We start from the raw sequence: 13,460 nt of genomic DNA, 5'->3' as shown, positions 1-13,460 counted from the left end.
GAGCGCGATGAGATTACGACCGATGACGTGCTGCGCGCCAGCGGGCAGACGCGCGAGTTCAATGTGTTTGAGCTGCAGAGCGCCATCGGCGAGGGCCGTCATGCCGATGCGATGCGCATTGCCGATCGCCTCTTGCAGCAGGCCAACAACCCGCGTGGCGAGGCCATCATGATTGTGGCGATTCTGAACGCGTACGTTGACAAGCTGTGGAAGCTGCAGTCGGCTGAAACGCAGCGGAAGTCGAATCGTCAGCTGGCCGGTGTGATTGGCGTGTCGCCCTACTTTGTGTCTGAGTACGTGCAGAGCGCCAAGCGCTACACGCGCGGGCGATTGGCGCAGGCGTATCAGGCCCTGGTGGCGGCAGATTACGAGCTCAAGGGCGGCAGTCAGCGCGGCCCGATGCTAATATTGACGCTGCTCTTGCGCCAGCTCATGCCGAACCGCCAGGCGGCGCGGTAGCGCGTGCTACGCCACACGTGCTATGCCACACATGCTATGCCACACATGCTATGCCATAGGGCTGATGTCTGCGTTGTAGACGTGCTCGGTGTGGTGCATACGTCTTTTTTACTTCCTGTAATTTCACATTTCACAAGTTTAAATCATTGAGTTTCTACCCCCCCCCCTGTTAATTGCCTATCCGAAACCGGGACATTTCCGTCAAACGATAAATGAGCGGGTCGGGTAAAGTAGGACAAGGAAGTGGTCGAGTTTCTCCTACTACCGGATAAAACTCTGTCGGAGTCCAGGCCAATGTCAGTGTTGTATTCATCTGTGTCACCCCTCCTGAATCCAGGGACTGGCGGGCTCAGGGGCGGTTACGATGACCTCACGTTTAGAACGGGTCACCGCCACGTACAGCAGGGAGCGCTCTTGCTTGAGACGATGCGAGCGGTCAACATCATCGGCAGCCTGACGGATCGCGCTGTTATGGGGCATGACATCTTCCGTCACGCCTGCTACAATGACTCGGTCAAACTCCAGTCCTTTCGTGCGGTGCATCGTTGCCAGACGGACACCGGGCTGCGACCGGTCCTCAGCCTGCTGAGGTTGGACGGTATAAGTTTCAAGGCCGGCTTCCTCCAGCGCGTTTCCGTACTGCTGCACCAGATCATTCGTCCGCGCTACCAAGCACGTGTTGCGCAGGTCGTCGCCGTCATCAGCTACACTCCGAAGATACCCAACGATCGCCTCGGTTTCTTCCTGAAACGAATCGAAGATTTTAACGCGAGGTGCTGCTCCGTGGACCAGTGATTTGTAGACCTCCTGATTATCAAGTCCGCCGTCAAGGTCATCGTAGCGTTCGCCTTGCAGTAGCCCCACTGCCCATTCTCGATTCTCTTCGGGCGTTCGATAGTTGACGCGGAGCTTGCGTCCCCGTCCAACGATGTTGATGCCGCAGTGGCCCAGCACGACCTGTCGGTTGTAAATGCGCTGGTGCGCATCCCCTACGATAAACAGATCGTGCTTTTGGTCACCGCCGGGAATCATCTGGCGGATCAGCTTGAAGGCTTGCGTGCCCATATCCTGGGCTTCATCGACTAAGATGGAGTTGTACGGGAGGATATCTCCTTTCTCGTCAAGCAGGGCCCGCGCATCCCGAAATGCGCCTTCGCGCTCGCGCACTTTGTTCTGCTCAAGCAGATCACGGTACTCTTCAAAGACCGGCCAGATGGCCTTCCGCGTGGGACGCTGGAGCGGGGTCCCTCGCCCGATGCGGCTCACGCGCATGTACTCGGATAACGTGTCGATGCCTTTCGGCTGGATGATCTCTTCCCACTCGCTGCGCAGAAAGGCCTCTACCATATCGTCTGGAGCGAGGGTTAACGCCTGCTCCCATAGGTTCTTGGTCTGCGTGCCATAGTCCACTTGATACGCATACCCGTGTGCACGGAGGAACTGCGTGACCCAGCGGTCCAGGTTCTGTACCTCGATACGCCGAAGGATATCTTCGGAGGTCAGGGCAGCGAGATTCTGCTCAATATCAGCGGCAAGGTTGCGGGTGAATGTGGTGAACAGCAGGCGGTCATCCGGATCGGTGAACACGTTCTCAGCCAGCCACACGGCCCGGTGCATCGCAACCACGGTCTTGCCTGTGCCAGCGCCCCCCAGGACGCGCACAGGGCCGTTGGCTTCCATCGTGACCAGGCGGCGCTGTGAGGGATGGAGAAACGTGCGCCACTTTTCAAGCGGGGCATCGAGCATGCGCTCCAACTCTTCGTCGTCATCGACAAGTGTAAACCGGCGCTGCGTATTCGGGTCGTTGAGAGCCGAGGCAAAGTCCTGGGTATCTACCTCCTCGGCTTTGCGGCGCTTGTAGGCCAGTTCGCTATCGACCTGGCTTTGCGTGTACCCGGCAGCCAGCAGAAAGAGCGCCTCATAGGCCTCTTCGGGCAGGTACTTCTGCATCGCATCGAGATCTTCCTCGGTTTTAATGCTCCGCACGAGTGGAAGCAGTCGCTCCGGCACGCCCAGGCGCACCAACTCGCGATCCCGGTACTCCGCATAGAGATCGTCTTGCTCGTTTTCGTCCTGATCCCTCGTAGAATCCGTGGTCGCGGTATTCGGGACCTCCCCATCTTCAAGCGGAAGCACTTGCAGACTTCCTGTTTCGGGATGGATCTCAAAAAACCGGTTACGCGCCCACTGATAGGCATCGTCGTGATGGTCCACCCAGAGGATCATGAACACGTTGCCCGTTGGGGGCTTCAGGATAATGCTTCGGTACGCTTGGTCGATACGGACCGATCGAAGTTTTTCGTCCTGTGCCCCGTTGATCTTCTCGTAGTTGATCCCGCTTGACTTCGGGGCGGCTCTAAACTTCTCAATGAAGCGGCGTGTCTTTTTCTGCTGCGCTTTGGGCAGGGCCGAAAATGCGTCGAGAAATTCGTCGCCGATGGCTACCGTGACATCCATAAGTTGTAAAGGAAGAGGTATGAGGAAAGTCGAGTAGTCGGTGCGTTCAACACTGAACAGAGCCTACTCCCCGTTCAGATGGTCAAGAAGCTCGTCCGGGTTGGCTTTTGCCTCTTGCAGTGTGAAGACCTCCCACCCTGCTTCTTCAAGGTGCGCCTTGCTGGAGGCTTGCTCCGGCAGTACGACAGCAACCGATGCCTGGGGCCATCCCATCTCAGCCTCGGCGACAATAGGGCCGTTTTCCTGATGCTGGTAAGGCATCTGAGGAACGGGCGCTCCTGCATCCCCCAGTTGACGAATGAGATCCTCGGTTTCAGGGAGCGCGTATTCAATTGCTTTTGTCCAGGGCGTAGGATCCGGTTGACTGTCTTCAGAGGGCGTGTTGCCTTCTGAGCTGCGGTCGTCCCCTGCGGTATGCGGAGGCGGCTGGGTTTCCCACAGGCTGTCGTAGGGCGTGCTGCGGTCGCGCTTCGGCAGGCTGGCGGTAATCGGATACACGCCCGGGATGAACTGAAGCATGTTGTACAGCCGTAGATAGCCGTTCCAGGCCGATCGCTCAAGATCTGCCTTGTCGTCTATATAGAGCGCAACCGAGAGCCCCGCCGCTGATTGATCCACGTCGCTCGTTATTGCTTCGACCGCATCCGTATTGGTGACGGCCCAGAGCAATGCAGGAGCGTTTGATGTGGATGCACCGGCTCCTTGTGTAAACGGGTTGGCATATCCCATGACCGCCGTTTGATGGTCTGCTTCTTCCTCTAAACGACGGCACAGGGAGTCCGGCGCATGGGTGCGGAGCGATTTCCTCCAGTCCTGCTGCGGGTTGTCGGTCGTTTCGGGGAAGCCGACGGCCGCGGCCATGCCGTGCGCAAGCGCGAACTGCTTCCAGTGTTCTGGGTTGGGCGACTGAAGAAGATCGCAGAGCCACTCGAAGCTGTTCTGGTTTTTGTAATCGCCTTGGACATGGCAATCCATCGCGCTCAGCAGCTGGCGTACCTTCGGCTCCGGGAACCGGTAATTCGCGAACTCGGCATCGCCGTCCGAGATATCGTTCCAGGTAAGCGTCCACGTGTAGTAGCGTCCGCTGGCCCGTAGCGCGCGTCGTTGTAGCATATCTGTGCCAATGCGCCTGCGGTGATACGCCCATCCGTCCATAAAGAGGGCGATCGGACGCATATCTGCATCGAGCGGGTGAATCACGAAGTCGACGGTGCAGGGCACGGCTACGCCCTCGTCGGGCCCAACGGGTACTTGCGGTTCAATGTCATACCGCTGCTGCTCTTCGCCTGCACCCAGGTAGAGCCGCCACCCGCGTCCACCGTTTACAACGTGCTTCTCCAGTCGCGACGGGTTGGCCGGGAGGTCCTCGTCCAAGGCGTGGATGAACCGCTCTTCCAGTTCACTATCCACAACGGAGGCAACCGAGATATCTTCCACGCTGTCCACAGGCACGAGCGCATCGCGCCCCTTCATGATCGCCTCAATAACGTCCATCGCAGCCTGTCGTGACGTGTACTCCATCTCGTAGGCATTGCGGTAGGCATACACGCACTGGTAGCAGCCGTCTTTGTCCTCATCATGGCGACACGAACAGGTGGCCATGATCTCGTACGCCTGTTCAAAGACATCAATGATAGCTTCTTTGTCTTTCAGGAGGCGAGGCAAGTAGCCCGTTCCGCCTGGTACGCTGTCGTAGAGCACCAGAAAACGCTTGCGTCCCACAGCCTCGGGGCCGGTCTGATGCTCTTGAATAGCTACCTTTAGGTGGCTTACATTTCCTTTGAACTGGGCGGTTAGCCCCAAGAGCAGGGCTGCTTTCAAGGAATGAACGCGCCGCTCCGTGTTTGCAATGGACGTTTCGGGAAGTAGGATGCGCACGGCCTCCGAACGCATCTGGCGGAATAGCGCAACCCGCGCGACCTCATCGGCATCGGCGTGTTGGGTCTGGGTCGTGCACGACTGTGTGTGGTTGATGCCGTCATCGTCGATGTGGACGCGCCCGCACTGCGGACACGTGTCGAACCCCTTGCCATACACCGGCTCCCCCGCATACTCCAAGCGATCGTTTGGACCCGGCTCGCCAAAGTTGATTTCGTGGAGCTCGGCATCGTGCGCAAACTCAAAGCCAAAGGGCATTTCCCCGTCTTTGATCTCGTAGGCGATGTCTACGTCTTGCTTGCGAATGCCCACATGCAAGCGGGTGTCGTAAAACGACGGCGAACGCCCCTCAGTGTCATCTGTGATTCGGCTCTTGCGGTCGAGTGTTGTCGCCGACACCTCTTGATGGGGAACGAGGGTGTGCCGCTGGCCTGAATCGGCCCATTGCGGGCTCCCACAATGCGGACAGGCCACGGCTTTGCCTCCCTCTTCAACAACCTGCTCCAGGTGGCCACACTGGTCGCAGAGGCGCCACTCCTGAAGCGTGTCCTCGCCGGAGAGGTCGATCTGGTCGACTTGAACGCTGCGACCGCCTGCGTAGAATGTGGCACCGGGCGCGAGTTCTTTCAGCGCTTGTGAGGCCGGACGGCGGTATTCCTTCGCCCAGATCTCCTCGCCGCGAAGGAGCACCGAACGCAGGGTGACGCCCTCCTCAGGAAAAGCGTAGTTAGGAAGGAGACCCGATTCGGTGAGAAAGTTGTAGGTGCTCATGCTGCGAATCTGGGCATCGATACGCTGCAGCGCCGTCTTCTCCTGCCGTAGTTTCTTGATCTCCTCCTCCGCCTGATTCGAAGCAGGCCCGTCTTCATGCTTCCGGATGCGGCTGCGAATGCGTTGTACGTCTCGCTTGATGGCCTTGCGGCGCTTTACAACTGACTCGAAGCGGCCCATCACCTGGTAGCGAAACCCACCTTCTTTAGCGATAACGGAACGCAGTTCCGAGATGTCGTCCTCATCCAGCGTATCTGAAAACAGCGCAATGAAGTCGGCAAACAGTTCATCCTCGTTCATCTCAACAAACGAGAGCCACGTATCGGGAAAGGCGCCCTCCACTTTTAACGTGGGCAGTGCCCGCCCCAGCGTGCCGGGCACGGCCTGTGGGCCCACCTCGCCAGAGGCAATCCACCGGTCGAAGCAAAACGCGACAAACTGCCGGAAAAGCACGTAGGTGGCGTTGAGATAGATGCCCGGTGGCTCGATCGTGCCGGCGATCATCTCGGTGGGATCCTCGAAGAAGTAGAGGTCGTGCGGCTGTCCGTTGGCGACGGTCACGTCCAGGGCGTTGCCCGTGCGGCGCCCGCCGCGCCCGATGCGCTGCACAAAGTTCGACGGGCTGGGCGGCACCGAGCACAGCATGACCGTGGAGAGTTTGCCGATGTCCACGCCCATTTCAAGGGTCGGCGTACACGAGATCAGGTTCGGGTCCCACGGATGCTCGTTATGGTCGAACGCCTTTTCGAGGGTCTCCCGCTCCTCCCGCTCCAACAGTCCCGTATGCTCGCGTGCAATGATGCGCCGCCGTGCGCTCTGGGTATACAGCTGGCGGTAGTAGTTGGGCGCATGCGCTTCAGAGGCATAGCGGCCCGTGCACTGGTAGCGCAGGCAGCGCGTCCCTTGCCAGTCGTCTACCACGTCATGGGCCACCGACGCGTTGTGGTCGCAGGTGTCGCAGCGTAGCTGACGGACCGCGGTGGTGACGCGGAGCGCATCGGGACGCACGCCCCAGATGCGGACGCCTTTGCTGGTTTCGCGTCGCTCCAGTAGATTATTCGTCACCAGTATGCGCAGCACGCGGTCGTACAGCTGGTCCATCACGCTGGAGAGCATCGGGTCATGCGCTCCAAAGCACTTGGTGGCCCAGGCCTGGAGCCAGCTATCGGCGTTGCCAGCCGGTGTCAGCACCGGGTCGAAGCGCTGGGTGCTCCGGCTCGCCACAAAGGCTGGCAGTCGCGAGCGGTAGCCATAGTTGGGCAGATGGTGCTGCCGGTTCAGCATATAGCTGTTTCCGCCCTGCTCAATGTAGCGATCCAGTTCGGGATGGTAGATCGCTCCCTGGTTCTTCATGTGGGCGATGAGCCCCCGCACAAAGCGCGCTACGTCGGTGGGAGCGACCTCACGCAGATCGCCGACGTTGTTCTGCAGCTCGGGCACCAGCGCATCAACAGCAGATTGCAGGCGACCCGTGTCAACCTGTAGGGTGGAGGCACCGGTTTTCTCCAGCGTGCGCCCGATGCGGGCCCGAAAGCCGTATTCGCTCCACGTTTCCCAGCTAAGGCGTTTCCGCACGCGGGTTACAATGTCAGATTCGTCGGGCAGCATGCCCTGCTCCAGCATCTGGTCGTAGTCGCGGAGCCAGCGCATGTCGGGAGCGATGAAGTTGGATACGAAGGCTTCATCGCTGTACGTCTGTGTGTAGTGATCGGTGATCTGGCGCATGGCCTCGTCCAGCGTGACCGGCTCAGGCGCCTGGTCAACGTATTGCTGAATGGCGCTGCGGATGTTGAACCGGTACGTGCGCGACTCGAAGAAGCCCGCCCGGTGCGCTGCATCCTGCACCGAGTCGGAGAAGGTGAGCAGCTTCTTGTCGGTGTTATATTCCGAGGCAAAGAGCTGCGAGATCATGACGCTGCTCAGGCTTGCTGCCCGCGACCCCATAATAGTTAGCGTGCTGGAGGCGCCGCAGTGCGGACAGTCCCGGACGCTCACCTGCGTATCGTCCTGTGTGGTGCGCTGCACGTGCGGCATGAACACGCGCAACAGCCCATCCTCCTGGTCGCAGGCCGTGCAGGCGTCGGCGTCGGCATCGTTGAGGTGCAGGTCGTGCGTGCAGAGCTGATGGTAGCGGCCCTCGGCATCGACGCGCTCGTCGGCACCAACGGGAAATGCAAAGACGCACGACGGGTCGCTTGCAAAAAACTTCTGGTAGATGTTCTTCAGTCCCGTTCGAATGGTGGTTTCGTTGGGGCGCTGTATGCCTACCCATCCCATCGCGCCACACTCCAGGCAGTGGGCGACCGGGAGGTGCCCATCGTGCTCCGACTCGGGCAGGTCATCGTGGAACGCGAGTACGGGTGGATCATCCACCGAGGCAACCATGCGCCGCATCTCGCGAAGCCAGAGCTGCGTGCGAAGTTGTACAAACGGGCGGGCCTCGCCCCCGCTGTTAGATGCGGTGCGTGCCCACGAGAGCACGGACAGGAAGCTGCGCAGCATCGCGGTCTGCTGGCGGCGCGCGATGCCCTTAAGCTGCGGGAGACGCGCTTCGAGGCGGGCCGCGAGATCGCTGATTTCAGCGGGACGATCGTCCAACAGGTCGACAACGCTGTGGGTCATCAGATGCCGGCGCAGGGCCTCGCCCAGCGCAATGCGGCCCGCATCGGTCGTCAGGTCCCAGTCGCTGCCGGTGCCCTCCGGAAACCAGTGCGGAATCTGAGCGGCAACGTAGTCGGCGGGATGGGCCTGGGCTTCAGGCTGCAGGCCATCGTGTTGCTCCAAATCCGGAAAGATCGTGTATCGCACCGGCTGCAAGAAGGCTTCTGCGGTCTGCCGGGTCTCCCCGATAACCGCTCCGTCCTCAAACGGGGTGTCGAACACGTCTTCGGCGTACTGGCGGAGCCGCGTGCTGTCTTCGCTGCCGCCGAGCGTGGCGGAGGTGCCAACGCAGCAGAGCCCGCCTTCGGAGACGCCCAGTCGGTCTTTCAGGCGCCGGATGAGGCACGCCAGATCGGTGCCTTGGGCGCCGTCGAAAGTATGGAGCTCGTCGACAACCAGGTACTTGAGCGTGTCGGGATCATTGTGCTGCCAGATGCGGGCATCTCCTGGGCGCACCAGCAGGTAGTCCAGCATCTTGTAGTTGGTAAGCAGGATATCGGGCGGGGCCTGCTGCAGGGCATTGCGGCTGGTGATGACGTGATCGGCGCCCATAGTGCGCGACGGCTCCTCGGGCCGATCCCCGATGTAGAGGCCGACGCGCGTGCCGTCGAGCGCGTCAATCTCATGAACAGCTTCAGCGATACGGGTGGCCTGGTCGGTGGCCAGCGCGTTCATCGGGTAGATGATGATGGCTTTGATACCGCGCTCGCCCTGCTGCCCCTGATGTTGACGCACGTAGTTGAGCAGCGGCCAGAGAAACGCCTCTGTCTTGCCTGATCCGGTGCCGGTGGCTACGAGCGTGGATTGCGGGTCGGGCTCTGCAAGCCGCTCGAAGGCACGGGCCTGGTGCGCAAACGGCGTAAAGCCCAGTGGCACCTCCGGAAAGTAGTCCGAGCCATGACTGCTGTGCTCAAAAGGCCGGTTGATTGAGACGTACGGCCCCTTAAACAACGCGCCGTCTTGATCGAAGAACCGGTCCAGCAGATTGTGAAAGTGCGGTGTGGTGCAGGGAAAGGTCGTCTGCAGGAAGTCTTCGACGCCCTGCTGAAGCTGGGATGCGAGTACGGAAGGGAGCATGATGACACTTCGATATGATCATATGGAACTGGTAGCCTGCGTCTTTAGATAACCAACACATTAACGAATGGATGCTGGGATGGGTTGCAACGTTGAAGCGGTGGACGCATCCTCTCTGGCTCCTTCAGGGAAGGAGAGGACTCGTGGAGCGCGCTTAAACTTCCAGCCCAACTTTCCCCCTTCTCTGAAGGGGGATTAAGGGGGATGCAAAGCAACCTACAATTCTCGTTGCGCCTCAATCTCAAGCACACACCCCTCGATGGCTTGTACGACATTATCGATATCGTTCATGACCTCACCAGACGGAAACCGTACTACCCTGATACCCAACGCCTCAAGGGCTTGCTGTCGCTTGATGTCGTTCCTGGCAACCTCCGGATCATCGTGCGTGATGCCGTCCACTTCCACAGCGATCCGCAAGGGACGGCAGTAGAAGTCCACGATGTAATTGAGGATGATGAACTGCCGGTTGAACGTGTACCCATGAATCTGTTTGCGTCGCAGCTTAGACCAGAGGCGACGTTCGCTCTTGGTCATGCGCTTGCGCAGGCGTCGGGCCACGGGTTTCAAACTGGCATCGTAGGGCGGCCGAGGCATGAAAGAGAATACGGAAGGTGAATATCAGCTTTTTGTAAAAGAGGGGTACTGCCCCACCTTTTTCCTTTACTCAAAGGAGGATTGAAGGAGTTTTATTCTGACACGACCTGCTGTTCACACATAACGTCAAACCAGCGCCGACGCCACATCCTCTCTGGCTCTCCTTCAGGGAAGGAGAGGACTTATAGTGGCAGGCTGCCACCACACCGCAGATCTCCCCCTTCCCTGAAGGGGGATTAAGGGGGATGCCTTTCTACACGCTCCCGTCTACGTCGAGCGATTCCCACTCGCTCGGGTCCAACTGCTTTAATCGAGGAGCGAACGTATGATGGAACGCGTCAAGAAGATCGCCAATGCGGTTGTGCTGGCGGGGCCAAGAGTCACGATCCATGGGGTCGGCGTCCCACTCGTGTTGGATGACACACACCTTTTTGTCCGGCTTTGGGAGCCAGTCCAGCCCAATACCAAGTTCGGCCTCAATAGCGTCTCGATCTTGCTTTAAGAGGTGAAAAAGCGGCTCCGCTTCGTGTCTGTCCTTTAGTTCTAACTGAACAGCAACTCGCTGGTCGCGGGTGTTGACCCGGGCTGTTAACTGACATCCGGAGCGCCCGACTGCATAGTTCGCCCAGTGCTGGGGGCGGGGCCGGCGCGGTTGAACCCGACTGTCCTGCTCCTCCAGGTATTCAGAAAGGGTGGTCCAGTAGTCGAGCTGCAGTTTCTTGGTTTGTGTGAGTTCGCCATCTCGCCCCGTCGCACGGGAGATTGTTTTGGACCAGTTGTTGGGCTTCGAGACGAGATTAAACCTCGGTGCTGGTCGAGAGTCGCCGATCTGCCAGAGCTCAATCTCGATTCCAAAGAAGCTGATCTCCTCCTCGGTTACGCTATTTAACCAGTCGAGCGCGGCGCGGTGCGGGTTGCGAACCTGACGCGCAATCCAAATGATGGTTACGGCATCGAGGCCTGCGGCGTACGTCAGGAGCTGCCCCAGGTGGCGGTGGTCTGTCAAGTCGAGTTGGTTCTCAATGAGCACCATCTGATCGTCGACGGTGTCTCGACACAAAATGTCGGCGCTGAAGGGACCTACGGATTCCTCTGTACCTTCAAGCTCAAGGTCGAGGCCGATTGTGTGGGCAAGGCGGTCGAGGTTTTCTTCCGCGGCCAACCAAGGGGTAAAATCCTGAGCCTCATCCGGCCATATCTTACGGAGGTCAACGTTGGTCAGGGTACCGAGGGATTGACTATTCATTTTGCTTGGGCGTTTCGGATAGTGGAGTAGGCGATACCGCAATTCCAATGACTCCCTACACCTGCATAGCAGCGCGAGAAACATTGACACAACGAACCAGGCCCTATTGCACCGCACCGCCGGTTCTGTTTTCAAACGCCCCCCACGCCTGTTCATAATCCGCCTCCCGGTCGCATTTGGTGAAGGGGGCTTCGTAGACGATGGTGCGCTCGACCGGTCCGCCGGGTTGGGTGTCGTCTTCAATGACGTGCTCCACGGTGCCGGTGGGCATGTCTTTGACCTCGCGCCATTTCTTGCTCTTGAAGCCGACGCCCGTCAGGCCGCGGTTTTTGGTGTAGATGATGCGCCCGTTCTGGTCGTACCACGTGTTCTGCTCGTACTTGCGCAGCACCGGAAACTGCACCCGGTAGATGGTCTGCAATTCCTCAAGGGTCAGTCCCAGCGCCATGGCGGACAGTACGTCCAGCTCGACCAGCGCTTGCCGACGCGCATACCGCGTGCGCAGCGGCGTGTCCCACGTCCATTCGGGCGTCAGATCGGCGAAGGCGGTGTCGGCGTTCAGGCGCGGGTCGTCTTTGGTCCAGGCGTCGTCGGTGTAGGCGGCGTCCCAGCTCTCGGCCCACAGGTCGGCGTAGTGCGTGGTGAGGCTGTTGAGAAGGAGGGTGCGAAGGCGGATCTGGTGTCGATAGCAGCTGCCCGATGAGAGAACTGGGAGTTGACTAATGAGAGAAATATTCGCGTGGCTCGCGCCTGTGGTCTTGACCCGGAAATCAACAGGCACGCTCATTCCCATACCTGTGTAATCCAACAGGTGACCTGAGTCTTTAAAGATTGTCCCTAAGACAGTATGGACATGACCTATCCCAGGCGGTACAATTGCAGGAGCGTAGGTTCGCATTCCACTTTGCGGCACCATTTCGCGGTTGACTACCCGATAAAACGTCGTCACCGCCTCCCGCTCCCCGTCCTCATTCGTCCACGGCACCTTCGGCGTGCGGCGCTGGTATTCGGCGCGGGAGCAGGCGGGGACGTAGTTGGTGCGCGGGAGGTAGTCCGCCGGAAGCTCGGTCAGGTCGAGGACGTCGTAATCGAGGTTGTTCTTGCATCCCTTGCGCGGCGTCTTGTAGAATGGCGTCCCAACAAAGAAATGCGGACCGGAGAGCACCCAGTCGTCCACGTCGTCGATGAACTGCGTGTCGCGCTCAATCGTGCCGTCTTCCTGTGCGTTGGTTTCGTTCCAGTGCTGCGTGGAGAAGTACTCGTCCTCGAGATCGCCCAGCGTACGCGGCTGACGGGCAAAGCGCCGGAGCACCTCAAGAATCTGCTGCGAGTGCACCGCAGAAAGCCGGGCCTCGCGTGCGGGGGTGCCGTCTTCGTCGTAGAGCGTGGCGAACAGCGACAGCACCTCGTCATCCACCGTTACGATGCGCTGCGCGTGGCCCTGCGTGTTCCAATCGTGGTTTTCGTCTTTGATGCCGGGCACAGGCCCGCTGCCGTCGTGTGCGAATGCCGCGTCGATCGTCTTTGGCGTGAATAGGTTGGCGATGTTGGTAAACCGGACGACTTCACGCGGCGCATTCTGGTACACGTTGACGCTGTACGTCGTCTGGTGATGAACCTCTGCAAACAGATTCAGCTCGTTGATGAACTGAAAATGACCCCGTAGACGTGGATACAGCGCCTGCCGAAAGTCCCCGCCGTTTGGATCGTCGTAGACCCCTTCCGGGTGCAGGTAGGCCGTCACGCCCCCATTGCGCCCGATCATCCATCCTTGCGGCAAAAACATCTGATAGGTGTTCGAGCGCATTCCATGCAGATCGGGATAGTTCTGCATGGCACCGAAGAACGCCTGCATCCCTTCTGTTTCCTCGTAATCGGCAAGATACGGGGCGCGCAGGTCGTTTTCTTCAATGAGGCGGACCCGGTTATCCGACACCTTCTTTTTGGACCAGCCGCGCACATCGACCTTCGGTTCCACATCGCTTAGCAGTCCGATCTCGTCCCAGTTCACCTGCACCCACGGCGGGTTTCCGAGGGTGAGGTCGAAGCCGCCGCGCTGCTCGAAGAGGTCGGCGTACTCCAGCTCCCAGTGCAGGAATTTGTAGCGCTCGGCCAGGGCCTGCGCCTGTTTCAGACGAGGGTTTCTGTCGCAGAGTTTGTCCACGTTCACGAAGCCGTGCTCGTCTTTTAGCTCCAGCGCCAGTTGTTTGGCGTCGGGCGTCATCGTATCCGGAAAGAGCGCCTGCTGCTCGCCCACTTCGGGGCCGCTGGTGTAGAGATCGCCCTCCAGAATCACCTGCAGGTCCATGAGCCA

General features: G+C 59.5%; 5 protein-coding genes and 1 pseudogene. 1 reads left to right on the top strand and 5 read right to left on the bottom strand.

Going from position 1 to position 13,460, the window contains the following annotated elements:
* Nucleotides 1-459: DNA polymerase III subunit delta (gene holA / locus PPP56_RS03530; protein ID WP_353562654.1), on the top strand; the 459-nt coding region annotated here is incomplete at its 5' end.
* 318 nt (nt 460-777) lie between these two features.
* Here the strand turns inward: holA and PPP56_RS03525 are convergent.
* The 5 genes and pseudogenes from PPP56_RS03525 to PPP56_RS03505 all read right to left on the bottom strand — a co-directional run.
* The gene (locus PPP56_RS03525; protein ID WP_353562653.1) at nt 778-2,916 is read right to left on the bottom strand and encodes a UvrD-helicase domain-containing protein; all 2,139 of its coding nucleotides are present in this window, start codon (nt 2,914-2,916) and stop codon (nt 778-780) included.
* Nucleotides 2,917-2,979: 63 nt separating this feature from the next.
* Entirely contained in the window at nt 2,980-9,303 is a 6,324-nt protein-coding gene (locus tag PPP56_RS03520) for a DEAD/DEAH box helicase (RefSeq protein WP_353562652.1), read from the bottom strand.
* A gap of 216 nt (nt 9,304-9,519) precedes the next feature.
* On the bottom strand, nt 9,520-9,900 hold the full coding sequence (locus PPP56_RS03515; protein ID WP_353562651.1) for an endonuclease domain-containing protein: 381 nt from the start codon (nt 9,898-9,900) through the stop codon (nt 9,520-9,522).
* 253 nt (nt 9,901-10,153) lie between these two features.
* Nucleotides 10,154-11,146 (bottom strand): DUF4268 domain-containing protein, encoded by a 993-nt coding sequence (locus PPP56_RS03510; protein WP_353562650.1) that lies wholly within the window; start codon nt 11,144-11,146, stop codon nt 10,154-10,156.
* A 103-nt stretch (nt 11,147-11,249) separates the two neighbouring features.
* Nucleotides 11,250-13,460, bottom strand: a pseudogene (locus tag PPP56_RS03505) (hypothetical protein); the annotation flags it as partial.

The organism is Longimonas sp. (assembly GCF_040409695.1).
In the GTDB taxonomy this organism is placed as follows: Bacteria; Bacteroidota; Rhodothermia; order Rhodothermales; family Salinibacteraceae; genus Longimonas.
Note: the sequence above shows the minus strand (reverse complement) of the source record. Positions and strands in the feature narration are given on the sequence as shown.